Source organism: Pseudomonas sp. Choline-02u-1, assembly GCF_002836515.1.
GTDB lineage: Bacteria > Pseudomonadota > Gammaproteobacteria > Pseudomonadales > Pseudomonadaceae > Aquipseudomonas.
This window is the reverse complement of the sequence record NZ_PJBC01000067.1, coordinates 262,934-281,677: the sequence shown is the minus strand read 5'-3', so window position 1 is coordinate 281,677 and position 18,744 is coordinate 262,934. Positions and strand designations below refer to the sequence as shown.

Annotated in this window: 18 protein-coding genes and 1 pseudogene; 11 read left to right on the top strand and 8 right to left on the bottom strand. The window is 59.5% G+C overall.

Translation table 11 applies throughout. The features are described 5' to 3' along the window. The first annotated feature begins 7 nt into the window (after nt 1–7). From CXF97_RS27675 to CXF97_RS27665, 3 genes are all read left to right on the top strand, one after another. Nucleotides 8–271, top strand: a complete 264-nt coding sequence (locus CXF97_RS27675; protein WP_101162655.1) for a DUF2790 domain-containing protein — start codon at nt 8–10, stop codon at nt 269–271. Nucleotides 272–304: 33 nt separating this feature from the next. After that, a complete protein-coding gene (locus CXF97_RS27670) occupies nt 305–643 on the top strand; it encodes a hypothetical protein (protein WP_101162654.1) in 339 nt (112 codons plus the stop codon). Nucleotides 644–733: 90 nt separating this feature from the next. Further along, nucleotides 734–1,945 (top strand): cytochrome c biogenesis protein DipZ, encoded by a 1,212-nt coding sequence (locus tag CXF97_RS27665; protein WP_101162653.1) that lies wholly within the window; start codon nt 734–736, stop codon nt 1,943–1,945. Between the two features lie 18 nt (nt 1,946–1,963). Here CXF97_RS27665 and CXF97_RS27660 read toward each other — a convergent pair whose 3' ends face one another. After that, a complete protein-coding gene (locus tag CXF97_RS27660) occupies nt 1,964–2,425 on the bottom strand; it encodes a GNAT family N-acetyltransferase (protein ID WP_101162652.1) in 462 nt (153 codons plus the stop codon). Between the two features lie 230 nt (nt 2,426–2,655). Between CXF97_RS27660 and CXF97_RS27655 the strand changes: the two genes are divergently transcribed. Further along, on the top strand, nt 2,656–3,468 hold the full coding sequence (locus CXF97_RS27655; RefSeq protein WP_101162651.1) for a class I SAM-dependent methyltransferase: 813 nt from the start codon (nt 2,656–2,658) through the stop codon (nt 3,466–3,468). A gap of 142 nt (nt 3,469–3,610) precedes the next feature. Here the strand turns inward: CXF97_RS27655 and pcsA are convergent, their stop codons facing one another. Then, the gene (gene pcsA, locus CXF97_RS27650) at nt 3,611–4,333 is read right to left on the bottom strand and encodes a phosphatidylcholine synthase (RefSeq protein ID WP_101162650.1); all 723 of its coding nucleotides are present in this window, start codon (nt 4,331–4,333) and stop codon (nt 3,611–3,613) included. A gap of 260 nt (nt 4,334–4,593) precedes the next feature. On the opposite strand from pcsA, the gene CXF97_RS27645 reads away from it, so the two are divergent. Next, a complete protein-coding gene (locus CXF97_RS27645; RefSeq protein ID WP_101162649.1) occupies nt 4,594–5,331 on the top strand; it encodes a tellurite resistance TerB family protein in 738 nt (245 codons plus the stop codon). Nucleotides 5,332–6,125: 794 nt separating this feature from the next. Here the strand turns inward: CXF97_RS27645 and CXF97_RS27640 are convergent. Next, nucleotides 6,126–6,584, bottom strand: coding sequence for a transposase (locus CXF97_RS27640; RefSeq protein WP_101162648.1), 459 nt, complete (start codon nt 6,582–6,584; stop codon nt 6,126–6,128). 194 nt (nt 6,585–6,778) lie between these two features. On the opposite strand from CXF97_RS27640, the gene ligD reads away from it, so the two are divergent. Continuing rightward, the gene (gene ligD, locus CXF97_RS27635) at nt 6,779–9,400 is read left to right on the top strand and encodes a DNA ligase D (RefSeq protein ID WP_101162647.1); all 2,622 of its coding nucleotides are present in this window, start codon (nt 6,779–6,781) and stop codon (nt 9,398–9,400) included. Here the strand turns inward: ligD and CXF97_RS27630 are convergent, their stop codons facing one another. Then, entirely contained in the window at nt 9,401–9,802 is a 402-nt protein-coding gene (locus tag CXF97_RS27630) for a hypothetical protein (protein ID WP_178081248.1), read from the bottom strand. It lies immediately after the preceding gene. 80 nt (nt 9,803–9,882) lie between these two features. Further along, the gene (locus tag CXF97_RS27625) at nt 9,883–10,197 is read right to left on the bottom strand and encodes a DUF2388 domain-containing protein (RefSeq protein WP_101162645.1); all 315 of its coding nucleotides are present in this window, start codon (nt 10,195–10,197) and stop codon (nt 9,883–9,885) included. Between the two features lie 159 nt (nt 10,198–10,356). Here CXF97_RS27625 and CXF97_RS27620 point away from each other — a divergent pair, with 159 nt between their 5' ends. Next, entirely contained in the window at nt 10,357–11,010 is a 654-nt protein-coding gene (locus CXF97_RS27620; RefSeq protein ID WP_101162644.1) for a DUF2238 domain-containing protein, read from the top strand. 4 nt (nt 11,011–11,014) lie between these two features. On the opposite strand, the gene sodC is transcribed toward CXF97_RS27620, so the two are convergent. Then, the gene (gene sodC / locus CXF97_RS27615; protein ID WP_101162709.1) at nt 11,015–11,536 is read right to left on the bottom strand and encodes a superoxide dismutase family protein; all 522 of its coding nucleotides are present in this window, start codon (nt 11,534–11,536) and stop codon (nt 11,015–11,017) included. Between the two features lie 178 nt (nt 11,537–11,714). Here sodC and CXF97_RS28870 point away from each other — a divergent pair. Both CXF97_RS28870 and CXF97_RS28865 read left to right on the top strand, forming a co-directional pair. Next, nucleotides 11,715–12,533, top strand: a pseudogene (locus CXF97_RS28870) (MCP four helix bundle domain-containing protein); the annotation flags it as partial. Then, the gene (locus CXF97_RS28865) at nt 12,528–13,391 is read left to right on the top strand and encodes a methyl-accepting chemotaxis protein (protein ID WP_371918404.1); all 864 of its coding nucleotides are present in this window, start codon (nt 12,528–12,530) and stop codon (nt 13,389–13,391) included. The pseudogene CXF97_RS28870 and the gene CXF97_RS28865, both read left to right, overlap by 6 nt. A gap of 153 nt (nt 13,392–13,544) precedes the next feature. On the opposite strand, the gene CXF97_RS27605 is transcribed toward CXF97_RS28865, so the two are convergent. Further along, complete coding sequence (locus CXF97_RS27605) at nt 13,545–13,976, bottom strand: nuclear transport factor 2 family protein (protein WP_101162642.1); 432 nt, start codon at nt 13,974–13,976, stop codon at nt 13,545–13,547. 525 nt (nt 13,977–14,501) lie between these two features. Between CXF97_RS27605 and mqo the strand changes: the two genes are divergently transcribed. Then, nucleotides 14,502–16,148 (top strand): malate dehydrogenase (quinone), encoded by a 1,647-nt coding sequence (mqo, locus tag CXF97_RS27600; RefSeq protein WP_101162641.1) that lies wholly within the window; start codon nt 14,502–14,504, stop codon nt 16,146–16,148. A gap of 180 nt (nt 16,149–16,328) precedes the next feature. Here the strand turns inward: mqo and CXF97_RS27595 are convergent, their stop codons facing one another. Beyond that, the gene (locus tag CXF97_RS27595) at nt 16,329–16,757 is read right to left on the bottom strand and encodes a nuclear transport factor 2 family protein (protein ID WP_101162640.1); all 429 of its coding nucleotides are present in this window, start codon (nt 16,755–16,757) and stop codon (nt 16,329–16,331) included. Between the two features lie 441 nt (nt 16,758–17,198). On the opposite strand from CXF97_RS27595, the gene CXF97_RS27585 reads away from it, so the two are divergent. Further along, nucleotides 17,199–18,008 carry an OBAP family protein gene (locus tag CXF97_RS27585; protein WP_101162639.1) on the top strand — a complete coding sequence of 270 codons (810 nt, stop codon included), beginning with the start codon at nt 17,199–17,201 and terminating at the stop codon, nt 18,006–18,008. Nucleotides 18,009–18,744 lie beyond the last annotated feature (736 nt).

Genomic DNA, 18,744 nt, shown 5'->3' with positions numbered 1-18,744 from the left:
CACCACCATGATCAACAAATCCGTAGTCGCCGCTTGCCTGTTCGCCGCGCTGAACATCTGCACCCTGTCGGCCCACGCCGAAGCTGACGTCAGCCGGCAAACCTACACCTACGGCACCCATCTGGATATCAAGAAAGTGCTGTCGATGACTGAGGACACCTCGGTGACTTGTGGCATCACCGAGGCGCGCATGACCTACCTCGATTCTGCCGGCAAAACCCGCGAGCTCGATTACAGCAAATTCGCTGAAGGCTGCAACAACCAGAACTGAGCCATCCCTACTTTTTCTGCAAGGAGTTTTGCCATGAACAACGTCTCGCGCTTTTTGACTGCCGCAGCCTTCGCTTTCACCGGCGCCGCCGCCCACGCCAACAGTGCCGTAGAGCAGAGCAGTTGCGCCAGCAGCATATGCTTCCAGCTGACCACAGTGGCGAAGGAGGGCAGTGATGCACTGATCGCCGCTGACGGCTTCAGCCGCACGCCGCAAGGTCAGATGGTTGCTGCTGATGGGTCGAGCCGCACGCCGCAGGGCCAGATGGTTGCTGCTGATGGTTCCAGCCGTACACCTCAGGGCCAACTGGTCGCGGAAAACGGTGCCAGTCGCACGCCCCAGGGGCAATGGCTGGATGGCCAGAGCGCATGAGCCACGGCGTTAACAAAACAGGCTAGCGAGGGGGGTGTTTCTCCTCGCTGTCCGGTTGCGTGTCCAGCCCCCATTTCAAGGTGACCACTTATGTACCTCATCGCATTTCTCGGCGGTCTGCTGACCATCCTCAGTCCCTGCATCTTGCCGGTGGTGCCGTTTCTGTTCGCTGGCGCCAACCGCACACGCTCCTCAATCCTGCCGACCCTCGGCGGCATGGCACTCACCTTCGCGCTGATCGCAAGCCTCGCCGTGGTCAGCAGCGAGTGGGTGATTCAGGCCAGCAACACCAGCCGCCACATTGCTCTGTTGGTGATGGCGCTGTTCGCCCTGTCACTGATCTCGGCCCGCGTCGGCGACTGGCTGACCCGCCCCTTTGTCGCGCTGGGCAACCGTCTCGATCAGGACACACGTAAACGTGCAGGACCGATGGGCTCGATCATGCTCGGTGTCGCCACCGGTCTGCTGTGGGCGCCGTGTGCCGGGCCGATCCTCGGCGTGATTCTCACCGGCGCGATGCTGCAAGGCGCAAATGCCCAGACCAGCCTGTTGCTGCTGGCTTACGGCGCCGGCAGCGCCTTGTCCTTGGGTACGCTGATTTTCGCCGGGCGCGGGTTGGTCAATCGGCTGAAACCGTCGATCCCGTTCAGCGGCTGGTTGCGCCGTGGTGCCGGGGTGGCGGTGCTCGCTACGGTCGCGGTGATTGCGACGGGCGCGGACAAATCCCTGCTCGCCAATACCTCGTCCGAAGGCGTGGCCAGCGTGGAGAAAAACGTCCTGGAAAACGTGCCGAAAGTGGTCGACTACTTTGTCAGCAAAGTCCGCGCCGACTCGATGATGGACGAAGCTCAGGGCCCGATGCCGTCGCTTGCCGGCGCTGTGCAATGGCTCAACTCACCAGAGCTGAGCGCCGAATCCCTGCGCGGCAAAGTGGTGTTGGTGGACTTCTGGACCTACGACTGCATCAACTGCCAGCACACCCTGCCGTACGTCAAAGAGTGGGCGAAGAAATACGCGAAGGATGGACTGGTGGTCATCGGCGTACACACCCCCGAATACGGCTATGAGCGCATCATCGACAACGTCAAGGATCAGGTGAAAAAACTCGGCATCACCTATCCGGTGGCCATCGACAACGACTACGCGATCTGGCGCAACTTCGACAACCAATACTGGCCGGCGCATTACCTGATCGACGCCAAGGGCCAGGTGCGCTACAGCCACTTCGGCGAAGGTCGCTATGAGGCGCAGGAACACATGATCAAGCAGTTGCTGGAAGAGGCCAAGGCACCGGCCGCCTGATCAAAACAACGCAATGGCTCAAAGGTCGCGGACCATGAGCCATTGCGTTTTGTCCCACGCTTGAAAATGCTGCAGGACCTGCCAGCCGCGTCTGTTGTAGTAGTCGTGTTTGTCCTGCGTGTGCAGATACAGGCGCGCCACTCCTCGTTTTTTCGCCTCTTCGCATATCCCTTCAATCAACCGCTCGGCCAGGCCTTGACCACGCGCCTGGGGATCAACGAATACGCAGGCCAGCCAAGGGCCGAGATCGGCTCGATCAGCGAGGTCATCGCGCGCCAGTGCTGCGCCGCCGAGCAGCCGTTCACCGTCGATGGCAATCAGGCACGACCAGTCGCCATTGCTTTGGCCTTCGGCAAATTCCCGCTGCCATTGAGCCAAGGGTTGGTCGACATACTCGTAATGAAATTGATGATGAATCCATGCCGCGTAGCGATCGCTGTGCTGCATGTGTGCGGCGAGCCAGTCGAGTTGAAGTGACATCGGTCGAGTCCTTTCCTGAGGCGAGCCGGCATCAGAAACCAATCCAGCGGCGGTGGCAATGCGCAAGGTGTATCAGGCGCTTGACAGATCCCCGCCGCTCATCGGCAAAGTGCCCGGTTTACGGGGTTGCCGGACGATTGACAGGGACGCCGGGCAGCCTCGGCGCGATAGTGAGCAAGCACGGGCCGCGTCGACGCCTGTGCATTCTCTCTGCCACGGAGCTCGCTGTCATGAGTACCCCGATTGATCTCACTGCCCTGAAGGAACGTCAGAAAGTCGCTTGGGCCAGTGGCGACTACGCCGTGATCGGCACCACGTTGCAAATCGTCGGCGAAAGCCTCGCCGAGGCTTGCGATCTGCGCTGCGATGAGGAAGTGCTGGATGTCGCCGCCGGTAACGGCAACGCAACTCTGGCGGCGGCGCGGCGCGGTTGTGTGGTGACCTCGACCGATTATGTGGCGGCTTTGCTGGAGCGTGGCCAGGACCGCGCCCGGGCCGAGCATCTGGAGGTGATTTTTCAGGTGGCCGATGCCGAGGCACTGCCTTTTCCCGATGAAAGCTACGACGCCGTACTGTCCACTTTCGGCGTGATGTTTGCACCCGATCAGGTGACCGCAGCGACTGAGTTGGGGCGAGTCTGTCGTCGCGGCGGACGGATCGGTATGGCCAACTGGACGCCGGAGGGCTTTGTCGGCCAGATGTTCAAAATTCTCGGCCAGCATCTGCCCCCGCCCGCAGTTGCTCAGCCTCCATCGAACTGGGGCTCGGATGCGTGGCTGCACAAACATTTCGATGATCGCGATTTTGTCGTGCGCGTGACGCGCAGCCATTTCAACTTCCGCTACCGGTCGGCGGCGCATTTCATTGACATCTTTCGGCACTGGTATGGGCCAGTGCACAAGGCATTTGCGGTGCTGTCGCCCGAGGCCGGGCAGGCGCTGGAGAATGATTTGACAGAGTTGCTCAGCCGATCGAATCGGGCGGGAGAGCAATCGCTGGTGGTGCCGAGTGAGTATCTGGAGGTGGTGATTACCAAGCGCTGATGTTCGATTCGTCAGTACGACAATCGAATGTGCAAGTGGGCTTGCTCGCGAATGCGGTGCATCAGGCGGTTTGTGTGTTGACTGACACACCGCATTCGCGGGCAAGCCCGCCCCCACAGGACCTGCATTTCAGTCCGGATTCCTATTTCATCTGAGGCCGGTCAAACCACTCCAGCGCCGTGCGCCAGATGCAGATCCCCAGAAAGTAAGCCGACATCAGCAGCCACAAACCCATCACCAACGGATTGATCACCGGGTGATTGAGCACCAGCGACAAGCTGCACAACAGCCAGATCGCCGTCACCGCAATATTGATCGGCATGAAGCGGCGCACGCGGAACGGGTGCAGGAACTTCATCCGCGTCACCGTCAGCAATGCCAGACCGATCACGGTGAGAAAGGTAATCCACGGCCCCGGGCCGATGATGTACAGACACAATGCAACCACGTTCCAGGCCGCCGGGAAGCCGACAAAGTAGTTGTCCTTGCTCTTCATGTTGACGTTGCAGAAGCAGAACAGCGACGACACCAGAATCACCGACACCGTCAGCAGCAGGGTGTAATCGGGCAGGGGAATGTAGCGGTAGATAAACAATGCCGGGATGAATACATAAGTCAGGTAATCGATGACCAGATCGAGGATCGAACCGTCGAAACTCGGCAACACCGATTGCACATTGACCTTGCGCGCCAGAGCGCCGTCGAGGCCGTCGACGATCAGCGCCACGCCCAGCCACATCAGGCAATGGATTGGCTGGTTTTCCAGCAGGGCGAGGGTGGCAAGGAAGGCTGTGACCACGCCGGTCGCGGTAAAACCATGGGCGCCCCATGCTTTGAGCCTGGCGATGTGTACGGTGGATATCACGGGGGCGTTCTCCAGAAAGTGAAGCAAGCCGGGTATCGCCCATCGTCAGAAAGGGCGTCGGCAAACCGGGTCGGGTTGCAGCTATCGACCGGTTTCGCCGGGATAAGGTTCACCACCCATGAATCTTAGCTGGCTCGCGGAAAATTTCTCGGGTGCGATTTCAACGGTGACCCGGCGTCAGCCAAACGGTGCTGGCGCTATGGCCGCGTCGGTCTATCGTTGCTTGACGCAATCAGGCCGGGGCCTCGGAGGTTAACGTCATGAACACCAGCGATTTGCTTGAACAACTGCTGCGAGGCCAGGCCTCGGCGGGACAACAGCGTGGCGCTTCGGCCGGTGACGGTCTGGGCGGATTGCTCGGTGGCCTGTTGGGCGGCGGCAGTCAGACTGGAGCGGGTGGTGCGACTGCTTCGGGTGGCCTCGGCGGCCTCGGTGGTTTACTCGGTGGCCTGCTCGGCGGTGGCGGCTTGGGAAGTGCCCTAGGCGGTGGCAGCCGAAGTCGTTCCGGGGGCACCAATTACGCGGCCCTCGCGTCGCTGGGCATGATGGCCTACCAGGCGTATCAAGCCTGGCAACGCAGCCAGGCGAGCAAGGCGCCGCAGGAACTGCCACAAACCGCCGACCTGCTCGCCGGCCCGCAAATCGAAACTCACAGCCACGCGGTGCTGCGCGCCTTGATCGCCGCCGCTAAGGCTGACGGGCGTATAGACGATGCAGAAAAGCATCTGATCAGTAGCGAAATCGGCAAACACACCGCCGATCCGCAATTGCAACAATGGCTCGACGCCGAAGTTGCCAAACCGCTGGATGCCGGTGAAGTCGCGCAATCGGCTAATGGCGATCCGGCTGTAGCCGCCGAAATGTATCTGGCCAGCATCATGCTGGTCGACGATCAACAGGCCGCCGAACGCAGCTATCTGGATGAACTCGCTGCAGCGTTACGCATCGATCCGGATCTGCAGGTGCATCTGGAACAGCAGGCCAAAGGGCAAGCCTGAATCAACAGCAAAAGATCGCAGCCTTCGGCAGCTCCTACCTTTGAAATACGGTTCATCTGTAGGAGCTGCCGAAGGCTGCGATCCTTTGATCTTGAGAAACCATATGGCATTCACCCAGGGTAATCCCCCAAACGCGCCACCACTCGGCTCGCAAGGCACACCGGGCAAGGCGTGTGTGAGGTCCATGAAGATCGCAGCCTTCGGCAGCTCCTACCTTTGAAATACGGTTCACCTGTAGGAGCTGCCGAAGGCTGCGATCCTTTGATCTTCAGAGCCATATGGCATTCATCCAGGGTAATCCCCCAAACGCGCCACCACTCGGCTCGCAAGGCACACCGGGCAAGGCGTGTTTGATATCCGTGAAGATCGCAGCCTTCGGCAGCTCCTACCTTTGAAATACGGTTCACCTGTAGGAGCTGCCGAAGGCTGCGATCCTTTGATCTTCAGAGCCATATGGCATTCACCCAGGGTAATCCCCCAAACGCGCCACCACTCGGCTCGCAAGGCACACCGGGCAAGGCGTGTGTGAGGTCCATGAAGATCGCAGCCTTCGGCAGCTCCTACCTTTGAAATACGGTTCACCTGTAGGAGCTGCCGAAGGCTGCGATCCTTTGATCTTCAGAAACCATATGGCATTCACCCAGGGTAATCCCCCAAACGCGCCACCAAGCCGGTTCGCAAGGCACACCGGGCAAGGCGTCTTGAAATCCCAAAAGATCGCAGCCTTCGGCAGCTCCTACCTTTGAAATACGGTTCACCTGTAGGAGCTGCCGAAGGCTGCGATCCTTTGATCTTCAGAGCCATATGGCATCCCACAAAGGGTAGTCCGCAAGGCGCTCTACCAGACCGGCTCGCACGGGATTCTTGACTACGTAGAGCGCAGCGGCTTTGAGGTCTTCATCTCGTCTCAAGGCACGATCGTAATACCCTCGCTGCCATAATTGTCCTTGGCGACCATGTTGTCGATTGTATGCCTGGCAACTTCGTGATTTAACGCGACACATCAAATCTGCAAGCGAGCCCTCATTAAGTTCAATTAGCCAATGCAGATGGTCTGGCATTACGACCCAAGCCAGAGAGATCGCTAACCCGGCTTCACTGCACCTCCTCAACTCGTTGACCACTAATCTCCCGTCGTGCCAATTGGTAAAGACACGCTCACGTTGGTTAACCACAGCGGTCAGTAAATAAACTCTTCCGGTTTCAGAATTTCGGCCCGTTCTCAGACGACAGGCTTTTGCAGCAGCAGGCATTCCATTGCCTCCCTTTCAAGACCCTGAAAAAACCTTAGCGTCTGCACTCTATTTAGCCAGCTCATGCAGTTACTCGATGTGTCGCTAAACGCCTCGGCCATTCCATCCGTCCGGGGCTTTTTTACCTCGATTGAATTTTTCCGCTGCCGTATCGCTCTTCTGCATAACAGAACCCGCTTGCCATCGGTGTGCTCATGAACAGGAACCTCGACGATTACAACCGCATGCGTGATTTTTCTGCGACTTCGGAACCGGCTGCGGTCAAGCGCCCGGGCCGTAAGTCGGCCAAGGATCACGCCTTGCAGTTCTGCATCCAGAAGCACGACGCTTCGCACCTGCATTACGACTTTCGCCTGGAACTCGATGGCGCACTGAAGAGCTGGGCGGTGCCGAAGGGGCCGTCGCTGGACCCGAAGGTCAAGCGCCTGGCCATTCATGTCGAGGATCATCCGCTCGATTACGCGACGTTCGAGGGCAGCATTCCAGAGGGGCATTACGGCGCCGGCGATGTGATCGTCTGGGATCGTGGCGTGTGGATTCCATTGGAGGATCCGCACAAGGCCTATGCCAAGGGGCGGCTCAAGTTCGAGCTGCAGGGCGAGAAGCTTGGCGGTGTCTGGAATCTGGTGCGCACGCATATGCCGGGCAAGAAGGAACAATGGTTTCTGATCAAGCACCAGGACAACGCCGCGCGCCCGCAGGATGACTTCGACGTGCTGGTGGCCGAGCCCGACAGCGTGCTCAGCGAGCGCACGATCGTCGGTAAATCTACGCCTGCCGTCGATAAGGCCAAACCGGTAAAAAAGGCCCCCGCCAAGGCGCGCAAGCAAGCGTCCGGGCAGCTCACCGGCGCGCGCAAGGCCAAGCTGCCGGCGCTGATAAAACCGGAACTGGCGACGCTGGTCGACAGCGCACCCGAAGGGCAGTGGAGTTACGAGATCAAGTTCGACGGCTACAGGATCATGGCGCGGATCGATCACGATGAGGTTCAGCTGTTTACCCGCAACGGCCACGACTGGACGCACAAACTGCCGCTGCAGGCCAAGGCGCTGGCGGCGCTGGGCCTTGAGTCTGCGTGGCTGGACGGCGAGATGGTGGTGGCCAACGAGCAGGGCGTTCCGGATTTTCAGGCGCTGCAAAATGCCTTCGACGCCGGGCGCAGCGGCAACATCGTTTATTACCTGTTCGACGTTCCATATCTGAACGGTGTCGACTTGCGCGACGTGCCGGTGGAAGAGCGACGCGCGGCGCTGAGCACCATCCTTGGCGCACAGAAAGACTCTTCATCGCTGCGCTTCTCCGAAGCCTTCGAAGAAACACCGGACGCGCTGCTCAACAGTGCTTGCCAGATGCAGATGGAAGGGCTGATCGGCAAGCGCCTTGGCTCGCCCTATGTGTCGCGGCGCAGCGGCGACTGGATCAAGCTCAAGTGCAAACATCGCCAGGAATTCGTCATCGTCGGCTATACCGATCCGAAAGGCGCGCGCAGTGCCTTCGGCGCTTTGCTGCTTGGCCTGCACGACCGTGACAGCGGCGAGTTGCGCTACGCCGGCAAGGTTGGCACCGGGTTCAACGAAACCACGTTGAAAAGCATCCTTGCCCAGCTCAAACCGTTACAGACCAAAAGCGCGGCGGTGGTCAATCCGCCCAGTGGTTTCGAGGCCAAAGGCGTGCACTGGCTCAAGCCCAGACTGCTGGCGGAAGTGGCATTCGCCGAGATGACCAAGGACGGCTCGGTGCGCCACGCCGTCTTCCATGGTCTGCGCGATGACAAACCGGCCAGGGACATTACAGAGGAGCGAGCGAAGCCTGTGAAAGCTGCCAAGTCGGAAAAAACCGAGAAGACCGAAAAAACCAAAACCGCTGGCAAGCAACCGGCGATGAAAACCGCTGCCAGCAAAGCCGAAACCGCACCGTCGCAATCAGGACTGGCCGGCGGCAAGGTGCGCATCACTCACCCGGATCGGGTGATCGACGCAGTCAGCGGCACAACCAAAATGCAACTGGCGCAGTATTACGCCAGCGTCGCCGAATACATTCTGCCGCAACTCAAGGATCGCCCCGTGGCGCTGGTGCGTGCACCGGACGGCATTGCCGGCGAACTGTTCTTCCAGAAGAACGCCGATCGCCTGGCCATCCCCGGGATCACTGCACTGGACAAGGACGTGACCGGCCAGCCAGTGATGATGATCAACAATCCCGAAGCGCTGGTCGGCGCAGTGCAGATGAGCACCGTCGAGCTGCACACTTGGAACGCCACGAAGGTGGATCTGGACAAGCCTGATCGCTTTGTCCTCGACCTTGACCCGGATCCGGCGTTGCCGTGGAAAAGCATGGTGGAAGCCACCGCACTGACTCTCACCGTGCTCGATGAACTGGGCCTCAAAGCCTTTTTGAAAACCAGCGGCGGCAAGGGTATTCACCTGGTGGTGCCGTTGACGCGCAAGCACGGCTGGGACGAGGTGAAGGACTTCAGCCACGCCATCGTCAGCCATATGGCCAAGTTGCTGCCGGATCGTATTTCCGCGGTGTCCGGCCCGAAAAACCGCGTTGGCCGCATCTTCATCGATTACCTGCGCAATGGCCTCGGCGCCACCACCATCTGCGCCTACGCCGCACGCGCTCGTGAAGGCATGCCGGTCTCCGTGCCGCTGTACCGCGAAGAGGTCGCTGAAATCAAGGGCGGTAATCACTGGAACATTTACAACGTTCATGAACGTTTGACCGAAGTCGGCGACGAGCCTTGGGCAGACATGAAGAAAACCCGTCAGACGATCACTGCCGAGATGCGCAAACGGGTCGGCATGAAAAAGTGATCAGGTGTCGCGCAGCAAGTCGTGGGCGTTGAGCAGTTCGAAGGCGATTTGCGGATGGTTTTCCAGTCCTTTGCGGATCGCCGCCGGGATCGCCGCTCGTGTCTTGCGACACAAGCCCGGCAGTTCGTCGATCTGAATGGCAATGCCGCGCATGGTGCGCACTTCATTGAAGCCCGGGGCAACGTTGACGCGAATGCCCAGCTGTTCATACATGCGTTGCTGCAGGCGTTTGAGGTCGTCGAGGTCTTTGAGCTGTTCCAGGCGCGCCAAGAGGATTTTCTCCTCGGCGCGGGTCAGACGCAGGATGCGCAGATCGGCGCCGGGCGTTTCCAGCAACGGATTGCGCCCGCAGATGCAGGCGCCGGGTGGGCAGGGTGAGCGCAAGGGCACGTTCGTCGTCATGGCCTCCATCATAGAGGCCGTCGGACACATTTGCCTATGCGCACTCAGCGGCCGTCCATCGGCCGCTGCTTCCCGCGTGACTACTGATGCACGCCTTCGTATTGCACCAGAATGGCGTTGGCCAGGTCTTCATCGCTGGCATCAAGGCCTGGGTTGGCCTGACGCACCTGTTGCAGTACCGACTCAAGATAAACCCCACGAATGGCGCCGCCGCTGGCGACAAACGCCGACACGTCGTCACGGGCCGGAATGACCATTTTGTCATCCTTGAAGGTCGAGTACAGCGACGCGGAGACACCCGCCGAAGTGGCGACATCACCCGCATCGACGCGGGCCAGCGCCGAACCAACCGGCAGGCAAAGCATAAGAGACGAAATCAGGACTAACTTGCGCATGACGTGTTCCTCCACAAGCGCGAAGCAAAAAGAGAAGGGACTACATAACCTCAGAGGTAAACGGCGCACCGGAGTTCCGTGGCGGCGACAACGCAGCGGTAAGGAACCGGGTAAAACGGCCCAGGTCTACCGCATGCCTGTATTGCCGAGAAGCGAACCATGCTCGTCAGAGTCAGCCCCACTGTTGCCCGCCCCGCAGATCCGCGAATCGAAGCCGCATTGCTCGGCGGATTTGTCCTGTTGGCCTTTGCCCTCGGCATCGCCCCGCGCAGCCGCGTCGACTGGTTGTTGGAGAATGTTCTGGCACTGGCGCTGGTGTTGGCGCTGCTGTTGGCGCATCGGCGTTTTCGTTTGTCGACACTGTCGCTGGGGATGATTTTCGCCTTCCTGTGCGTTCATGAAGTCGGCGCCCATTACACGTATTCCCGCGTGCCATACGACCAGTGGAGCACGCTGCTGACCGGCGTCAGCGTCAACCAAGTCTTCGGTCTGGAACGTAATCACTATGACCGGCTGGTGCACCTGAGCTATGGGTTGCTGCTGGTCTGGCCGATGCGTGAAGTGCTGCTGCGCCTGACGCCATTGCGTGGCGCGTGGCTGGCGCTGATGACGTTGAATGTGGTGCTGGCGACGTCGGCGGTGTACGAGTTGATCGAGTGGATTGGCGGCGCTTATCTGGGTGACGACACCGGCCAGGCTTTCGTCGGTGCGCAGAATGATCCATGGGATTCGCAGAAGGACATGGCCCTGGCGCTGTTCGGCGCCGGGCTGTCCTTGCTGGTGTTGACGCGCTGGCGTCGCACGCCGCGCTGATGGGTCAGATCACCCCGCAGGCCATGCGATCACCGCCACCGCCCAGTGGCTTGGGCATATCGGAATGGTTATCGCCGCCGGCGTGAATCATCAGAGCGTGGCCCTTGATCTCGGAAAGCTTCTTCAGGCGCGGCGCCAGCACCGGGTAGTTAGCGACACCGTCAGCCGTCACGTACACCGCCGGCAGATCGCCCAGATGCCCATCGGCGTAAGGGCCAAGGTGCTTGCCGGTTTTCGCCGGATCGAAGTGTCCGCCAGCGGCCAGTGCCGCGCCTTTGACGCCATCCTTCATGCCGGCTTCGCAACTGCCGTTTTCATGAACATGGAAACCATGAATGCCGGCCGGCAATGACTTCAGGTTCGGGGTGAACAGCAGACCGTACGGCGTCTCGCTGATAGTCACCGAGCCGATCGCCCGCGGAGCGCCGTCGGCGCTGACCAGATTGATCGCGACTTTCTCGGTTGCTGCCTGTGCGGTGCCAATCGCCAGGGTGCCGAGCAGACCAAACCACAGTGCACGTTTCATAAGCGTTTCCTTGAGCTGCATGAATGTTCGAAACGCTGGATTGATAGCCTGCCAGGGTTTACCGGCGATGAGGGCGTTATCCAGGCGCTGCAACGTGTGACCGGGCGGGCAGTCGAAAAGTTTTGCCCGATTCAAGTCGCCGCTGACATCAGCCGATACGCTCTTTGTCGGCAGTGCCATGCAAATAGGCTTAACTGAATTCCGACAAGCGCAATTCAGCGTGCCCACGGGAGATTCCACGGTGTCGATCAAACTGCGTTTGGTGCTGCTGATTGCGACCAGCCTGCTGACGGCGCTGATCGTGAGTCTGGTCAGTTACGTCGGCAACCTGCGAATGGCCACGGCGGTCGGCGACAACACGGTGAGCATGAGCGCGCTGCGCAATCACATGGAGGCCGACATGATGCACGACGCCCTGCGCGCCGATGTCTATTCGGCGATGCTGTTCGGCCTGGGCAAAAGCACCGCCACCGCCACAGAAGTGCGCGATTCGCTCACCGAGCACGCCGGGCATTTTCGTGAAGTGCTGGATGACAACCTGAAGCTGCCGATCAACCCGGCATTGCGCACGGCGCTGGAGCAGATCAAGCCGAGCCTCGATACCTACATCAAATCCGCCGAGCAGATCGTCGGCGTGGCGCTGGACAATCCGGATGCCGCCCAGCAGCAGCTTGGTACTTTCAATAGGGCCTTTAGTCAGCTCGAAGAGCAGATGGGCGCGCTCAGCGAACTGATCGAAAACAACACCCTGCACACCAGCGAAGGCACCGAAGCGGCCATCCGCCACGCCAATCTTGCGCTGGCAGTGGTGCTGGTCGTCAGTCTGTTGCTGCTGCTGATTCAGGGGCGCTGGGTGATCCTGAGTATCATGGGGCCGCTCAAATCCGCCAGCCGCATCGCTGAAAGCATTGCCCATGGCAATCTCAGCGAACCGATTGTCGAGCCCGCCGGCAAGGACGAAGCCAGCGTTTTGATACGCACCCTAGCGACCATGCAGCGCGATTTGCGCAACATGATCGACGTGGTCCGGCGCAACGCTCACGGCGTCAGTGGCATGAGCGAGCAGCTCAGCCACGGCTGCCATCAGGTCGCCGACAGTAGCCAGCAGCAGAGCGTCGCCGCCGGGACCATGGCCGCCGCCGCCAGTCAGATGACCGCCAGCATCGAAGAAATCACCCGCCACGCCGAGCGCGCCCTGAGCATGGCCAATCAAGCTGAAACCCTGGCCAAGGAGGGTGGCGGGGTGATTCATCAAGTGGTCAGCGACATGGACGACATCGCCCGCTCGGCGCAGCAGTCGGCGCAGGTGATCCGCACGCTGGACCAGGAATCCGAGGCGATCTTCAACATCATTCAAGTGATCAAGAGCATCGCCGACCAGACCAACCTGCTGGCACTGAACGCCGCGATCGAAGCGGCGCGGGCAGGTGAGCAGGGCCGGGGTTTTGCAGTGGTCGCCGATGAGGTGCGCAGTCTGGCGGCACGCACCAGCGCCTCGACTCAGGAAATTGCTGCGATGGTCGCGCGGATTCAGAGCAGCACGCGCGAAGCAGTAACCAGCATGGAGGCGGGCGTGGCGCAGGTCGACAAGGGCATGGCGGTGACGGCGGAAGTCGAGCGGGCGATTCGCGAAATCCTCGACGCCACGCTGAACACCACGCAACTGGTCAATGACATCACCCGCACGATTGGCGAACAGAGTATGGCCAGTAACGAAATCGCCCATCAGGTGGAGATGATTGCCGGGATGAGCGAGGGCAATAGCCGCGTGATCGGGCAGACGGCGACGACCACGGATGAGTTGTCGGATCTGGCGGGACAGTTGGCGCGGTCGGTGGATCGGTTTCGGTTGTGAGATTCATGTGAGGGTTTTGTGATGCCTGGTCTGGCGCTTTCGCGAGCAGGCTCGCTCCCACAAGGTTTGGCAATGTCGGGTCCTTGGTGGGCGCGGGCTTGCTCGCGCAGAGGCCGGCTCGGGCAAATGTGGATCAGGCCAATGTGCCCTTGATCAAAACCTGAACGCCTGCCGCCCGACCAACAGCCATTTCCCGCCCTGTTTCTGCCAGATCTGAAAATTCTCGATCTCGGTCGGAATCACCTCGGTTCCCTTTAATGCCTGCGCAGAAAAGTGGTGACGCACCAGCGCGGTATCGCCGGACATTGTGATCGTCTGCTTCTGCATTTCCAGGGTTTTGAAGGCGCTGCGGCCGGTTTCGATATCGGCGATGAATTCCTGCTTGTCCTGGATCTTGCCGCTGGAGTGGCCGTAGGTCAGGTTCGGTGCGGTGAGAGCGTTCAGTTCGGCGATGTCTTTGTGCAGCATTGCCTGGGTCAGGTGGTCGACCGCTTGGGCCACTTCTTTTTCCGCTGGGACAGGGGCAGCCATGGCGCAAGCGCTGAAGGCGCAGAACAAGCCGATAAGGAGGCGAGATTTGATCATGTTGTTTCCTTGTTGTTATTGGATTGGAAGAACTGGCGTCTTGTTCGTCAGTCATCGTACAACTTAGCAGGTTATTTTCGACGTGAGCAACGAGCCGTTGGCAAATTCGCTGAGATGCGATGCGCATCGCGCAAGAATTTTCTTGGCCAATGCTTTAGCGGGGTCATGTTTGGAGCTTGATGGCCGATAAGTCCCTGAGCGCAAAAAGACTTTCAAGTCGGGAACAGACGCGCGGGTTCGTCCTGACGTGATATTCTCCGCGCCAATTTGCTTTGACCTAATTCGGTTGGCCTGCTTTTCAGCGGGCCGACGGGATCCCTGTCGCTCAAGCAGCTGAAGCCAATAACGATAAAAAGTCAGTTCAGAAGGGACATTAACTGAGGTCGATGCTACAGGTCGGCCTTGTGTGCCCACCCGTCAATATTGAAGTGTGCCGATTGCGCGACGCCAGCCTGAGCGTCAACACAGCGCAACGCAGACTGATAACAACGACGGGCGGAAGGCGTTTTATCATAGGTGCAACAGATGTTTAAGAAAGTGAACACAGCCTTGCTCGGTCTGGCTTTGGCGATGGGGATGTCGTCTGCCAATGCTGCCGAAGCCAAGAAAGTTGACGTCCTGCTGATCGGCGGCGGCATCATGAGCACCACACTGGGTGTGTGGATCAATGAGCTGGAACCGACCTGGTCGATGGAAATGGTCGAGCGTCTCGATGGCGTCGCCCAGGAAAGCTCCAACGGCTGGAACAACGCCGGTACCGGTCACTCGGCGCTCGCCGAGCTGAACTACACCCCGGAAGACGACAAGGGCAACGTAACGATCCCGAAAGCCGTCGAGATCAACGAAGCGTTCCAGGTTTCCCGTCAATTCTGGGCCTGGCAGGTTCAGCAAGGCGTGCTGAAGAACCCTCGCTCGTTCATCAACACCACACCGCACATGAGCTTCGTGTGGGGCGATGACAACATCAAGTTCCTGAAAAAGCGCTACGAAGCCCTGCAGGCGAGCCCGCTGTTCGCTGGCATGCAGTACTCCGAAGACCCGGCGGTGATCAAGAAGTGGGTACCGCTGATGATGGAAGGGCGTGACCCGAACCAGAAAATCGCGGCCACCTGGAGCCCGCTGGGTACCGACATGAACTTCGGCGAAATCACCCGCCAGTTCGCCGCTCACCTGCAAACCAAACCCAACTTCGATCTGAAACTGTCGAGCGAAGTCGAGGACATCACCAAGAACGCCGACGGCACCTGGCGTGTGAGCTACAAAAACCTCAAAGACGGCAGCAAAACCGAGACCGACGCCAAGTTCGTGTTCATCGGCGCTGGCGGCGGTGCCCTGCACCTGCTGCAGAAGTCGGGCATTCCTGAAGCCAAGGAATACGGTGGCTTCCCGGTGGGTGGTTCGTTCCTCGTCACCGAAAACCCGACGATTGCCGAACAACACCTGGCCAAGGCTTACGGTAAAGCCTCGGTGGGTTCGCCACCGATGTCCGTTCCGCACCTGGACACCCGCGTTCTGGATGGCAAGCGCGTCATTCTGTTTGGCCCGTTCGCAACCTTCAGCACCAAATTCCTCAAGGAAGGTTCGTACTTCGACCTGCTGACCAGCACCACCACCCACAACATCTGGCCAATGACCAAGGTCGGCATCAAGGAATACCCGCTGGTCGAGTACCTGGCCGGTCAACTGATGCTGTCGGATGAAGACCGCATGAACGCGCTGAAGGAATACTTCCCGAACGCCAAGGCTGAAGACTGGCGCCTGTGGCAAGCCGGCCAGCGCGTACAGATCATCAAGCGTGATGAAGCCGCTGGCGGCGTGCTGAAACTGGGCACCGAGATCGTGGCTTCGCAAGACGGTTCGATCGCCGGTCTGCTGGGCGCATCGCCAGGCGCGTCGACTGCTGCACCGATCATGCTGAGCGTGCTGCAGAAAGTCTTCAAAGATAAAGTCGCGACACCTGAGTGGCAGGCCAAGCTGCACCAGATCGTGCCGAGCTACGGCACCCAGCTCAACAGCGATCCGGCCAAGGTCGCTGCCGAGTGGGCTTACACCGCGAAGATCCTCGAACTGCCGACGCCTCCGGTGATCGGCCAGGTCGTTGCTCCAGCGGCACCTGCGGCTGAAAAAGCTGTAGCGCCGAAAGAAAATGCTGCACGTGACATGGCTCTGTAACCAGAACCCTGACACACCAAACCCACTGAACCGGCGACGGCCAGTGGGTTTTTTATGACTGTTGGTAGGCGCAGACGAGTGCAACGAGGCTGCGATCTTTTGACTTTGACGTTTTGAAGACAAGATCAAAAGGTCGCAGCCTCGTTGCACTCGTCAGCTCCTACGCTCCGGTAATTGGATTCAGGCTTTTGTGGATGCCAGATAAGCCCCCAAACGACTTCCCATTTCCTCGCCCAATGCCTGCAACCCACTCAGCGGCCGCACCATCACTTCGAACTCGACGATCTTGCCGCTGGCGTCGAAGCGGATCATGTCGATGCCTTTCAGCTCCCTGGTGCCGACCCTGGCGCTGAATTCGAGAATCACATTCAAGCCATCCGCCGTCGCCAACTCGCGGTGATAAGCAAAATCTTCGAAGACTTCGAACACGGTGTTGAGGATCATCGCCACCACCGGCGCGCCGGGGTAGGGCGTATGGGCCATGGGCGAGCGGAACACAGCTTGCGCATCGAGCAGTTCGGGCAGGGCTTTGAGATTGCCGCTGCGGATCATCGCGTGCCAGCGCTCAAGGGACGCGGCGACGTTGGGCTGCAAGGCGAGGTCGGGCATGGTCACTCCGGTTTTTCTTGTTGTCGGTCGGCAATGACTGTAGATCAACCGCGCCGAAAGTGGATCCTCAAGTCTCAGCCTGAATACCGCTTCATCCCCGAAGCGGATCAGATGCGCATCTGATCCGTATTTTTCTGTTTCATCTGCCTCTGTATTCAGCACAGCCTCAGCCTCACAATGCCCCGGCAGTGCGGACATTCACCCTCCGACATCATTCCGAAGCGTCCGGTGCACCGCACACTCAGCATCAAGGAGCGCAACATGTACAAGATGGCGATTTTCCTCGGCGGCTTTCTGACCTTGACCATCCTGATTGGCGTCCTGGCGACGATCTCTCCCGTCTGATTCGCACGCAGCTTTTTCGAACTCTGCCGTTCTCCTGCTTTCAGTTGCAGAACAGGGCCAGCACGTGCCCGCCACTGAATGTTTGAGGAGCGAAACATGCGTACTACAACCTCGCAGGGACGTTGGGTTCCCATCGGTTTCATGGTCGCTGTGCTGACCGGTTGCGCGATGAGCAACACCGATTCGCCGGTGCAGACTCCCGGTCACGCCAAGGCTTCCGACACAGAGATGCTCGAAGTCGGTGCGCAATGGTTGCAGGACAAACCGCCGATCCGCGCATTGAACATGTACCTGGATGGTTTCCATTTTTACAACGGCCATCCCGGCGCGCAGATGGAAGCACACCACTACTGCTCGGCGCTCAACGAGGAAGTTTTCCAGTGTGTGATCTACGACGGCAACAGCGCTGAAGCGAAGTTGATGGGCGTGGAGTACATCATCAGCCAGCGTCTGTTCACGCAATTGCCTGCGAAGGAAAAAGCCTTGTGGCACAGCCACGCCCACGAAGTGACGTCCGGCCAGTTGATCGCGCCAGGCATTCCGCAAGTGGCAGAAACGCGATTGATGGAGAAGCTCGCCAACACCTACGGCAAGACCTGGCACACCTGGCACACCGATCAGGACAAGCAACTGCCGCTGGGCGTGCCGCAGCTGATGATGGGCTTCACTGCTGACGGCCAAGCGGATGCGCAAATGGTCCGCCAGCGCGATCAGCGTCTTGGCATCGATAGCGCCGAAAAGAAAAAGGCCCGCGCCGACATCAAACCCGCGCCTGTCGCACCAGGGGCTGATGCGTGGCAGAAGGGCAATGCCGTGCAGCTCAACGACCCGACCGGGCATCAGCACGTCATGCCGCGCCCGGCCACGCCTGGGGATGAAAATGCCCGGAGCAGCAGTCAGCCATAGCCATATGCGCTAACCGATGTGGGAGCGAGTCTGTTTGCGAAAGCAGTGTGTCAGATACAGATTTTTGACCTGACCCTCCGCTTTCGTGAACAAGCCCACCCCCACAAGTTTTCGGCTGCACCCGGATCCCCGCCAACCCACAAATCTCCTGCGGGAGCGGGCTTGCTCGCGAAGGCAGTGTGTCAGATACAGATTTTTGACCTGACCCGCCGCTTTCGTGAGCAAGCCCACTCCCACAGGTATTTCGGCTGCAGCCAGATTCCGCCAACCCACAAATCACTTGTGGGAGCGGGCTTGCTCGCGAAAGCAGTGTGTCAGATACAGATTTTGACCTGACCCGCCGCTTTCGTGAGCAAGCCCACTCCCACAGGTTTTTCGGCTGCACCCGGATCCCCGCCAACCCACAAATCACCTGTGGGAGCGGGCTTGCTCGCGAAGGCAGTGTGTCAGATACAGATTTTTGACCTGACCTGCCGCTTTCGTGAGCAAGCCCACTCCCACAGGTTTTTCGGCTGCACCCGGATCCCCGGCAACCCACAAATCACCTGTGGGAGCGGGCTTGCTCGCGAAGGCAGTGTGTCAGATACAGATTTTTGACCTGACCTGCCGCTTTCGTGAGCAAGCCCACTCCCACAGGTATTTCGGCTGCACCCAGATCCCCGCCAACCCACAAATCACCTGTGGGAGCGGGCTTGTTTGCGAAGGCATTGTGTCAGATACAGATTTTGACCTGACC

Excerpts from the sequence above, each read along its gene's own strand:
- CXF97_RS27675 (WP_101162655.1), top strand. The coding sequence starts at position 8 with ATGATCAACAAATCCGTAGTCGCCGCTTGCCTGTTCGCCGCGCTGAAC.
- CXF97_RS27670 (WP_101162654.1), top strand. The coding sequence starts at position 305 with ATGAACAACGTCTCGCGCTTTTTGACTGCCGCAGCCTTCGCTTTCACC.
- CXF97_RS27665 (WP_101162653.1), top strand. The coding sequence starts at position 734 with ATGTACCTCATCGCATTTCTCGGCGGTCTGCTGACCATCCTCAGTCCC.
- CXF97_RS27660 (WP_101162652.1), bottom strand. The coding sequence starts at position 2,425 with ATGTCACTTCAACTCGACTGGCTCGCCGCACACATGCAGCACAGCGAT.
- CXF97_RS27655 (WP_101162651.1), top strand. The coding sequence starts at position 2,656 with ATGAGTACCCCGATTGATCTCACTGCCCTGAAGGAACGTCAGAAAGTC.
- CXF97_RS27645 (WP_101162649.1), top strand. The coding sequence starts at position 4,594 with ATGAACACCAGCGATTTGCTTGAACAACTGCTGCGAGGCCAGGCCTCG.
- CXF97_RS27640 (WP_101162648.1), bottom strand. The coding sequence starts at position 6,584 with ATGCCTGCTGCTGCAAAAGCCTGTCGTCTGAGAACGGGCCGAAATTCT.
- ligD (WP_101162647.1), top strand. The coding sequence starts at position 6,779 with ATGAACAGGAACCTCGACGATTACAACCGCATGCGTGATTTTTCTGCG.
- CXF97_RS27630 (WP_178081248.1), bottom strand. The coding sequence starts at position 9,802 with ATGACGACGAACGTGCCCTTGCGCTCACCCTGCCCACCCGGCGCCTGC.
- CXF97_RS27625 (WP_101162645.1), bottom strand. The coding sequence starts at position 10,197 with ATGCGCAAGTTAGTCCTGATTTCGTCTCTTATGCTTTGCCTGCCGGTT.
- CXF97_RS27620 (WP_101162644.1), top strand. The coding sequence starts at position 10,357 with ATGCTCGTCAGAGTCAGCCCCACTGTTGCCCGCCCCGCAGATCCGCGA.
- sodC (WP_101162709.1), bottom strand. The coding sequence starts at position 11,536 with ATGAAACGTGCACTGTGGTTTGGTCTGCTCGGCACCCTGGCGATTGGC.
- CXF97_RS28865 (WP_371918404.1), top strand. The coding sequence starts at position 12,528 with ATGCAGCGCGATTTGCGCAACATGATCGACGTGGTCCGGCGCAACGCT.
- CXF97_RS27605 (WP_101162642.1), bottom strand. The coding sequence starts at position 13,976 with ATGATCAAATCTCGCCTCCTTATCGGCTTGTTCTGCGCCTTCAGCGCT.
- mqo (WP_101162641.1), top strand. The coding sequence starts at position 14,502 with ATGTTTAAGAAAGTGAACACAGCCTTGCTCGGTCTGGCTTTGGCGATG.
- CXF97_RS27595 (WP_101162640.1), bottom strand. The coding sequence starts at position 16,757 with ATGCCCGACCTCGCCTTGCAGCCCAACGTCGCCGCGTCCCTTGAGCGC.
- CXF97_RS27585 (WP_101162639.1), top strand. The coding sequence starts at position 17,199 with ATGCGTACTACAACCTCGCAGGGACGTTGGGTTCCCATCGGTTTCATG.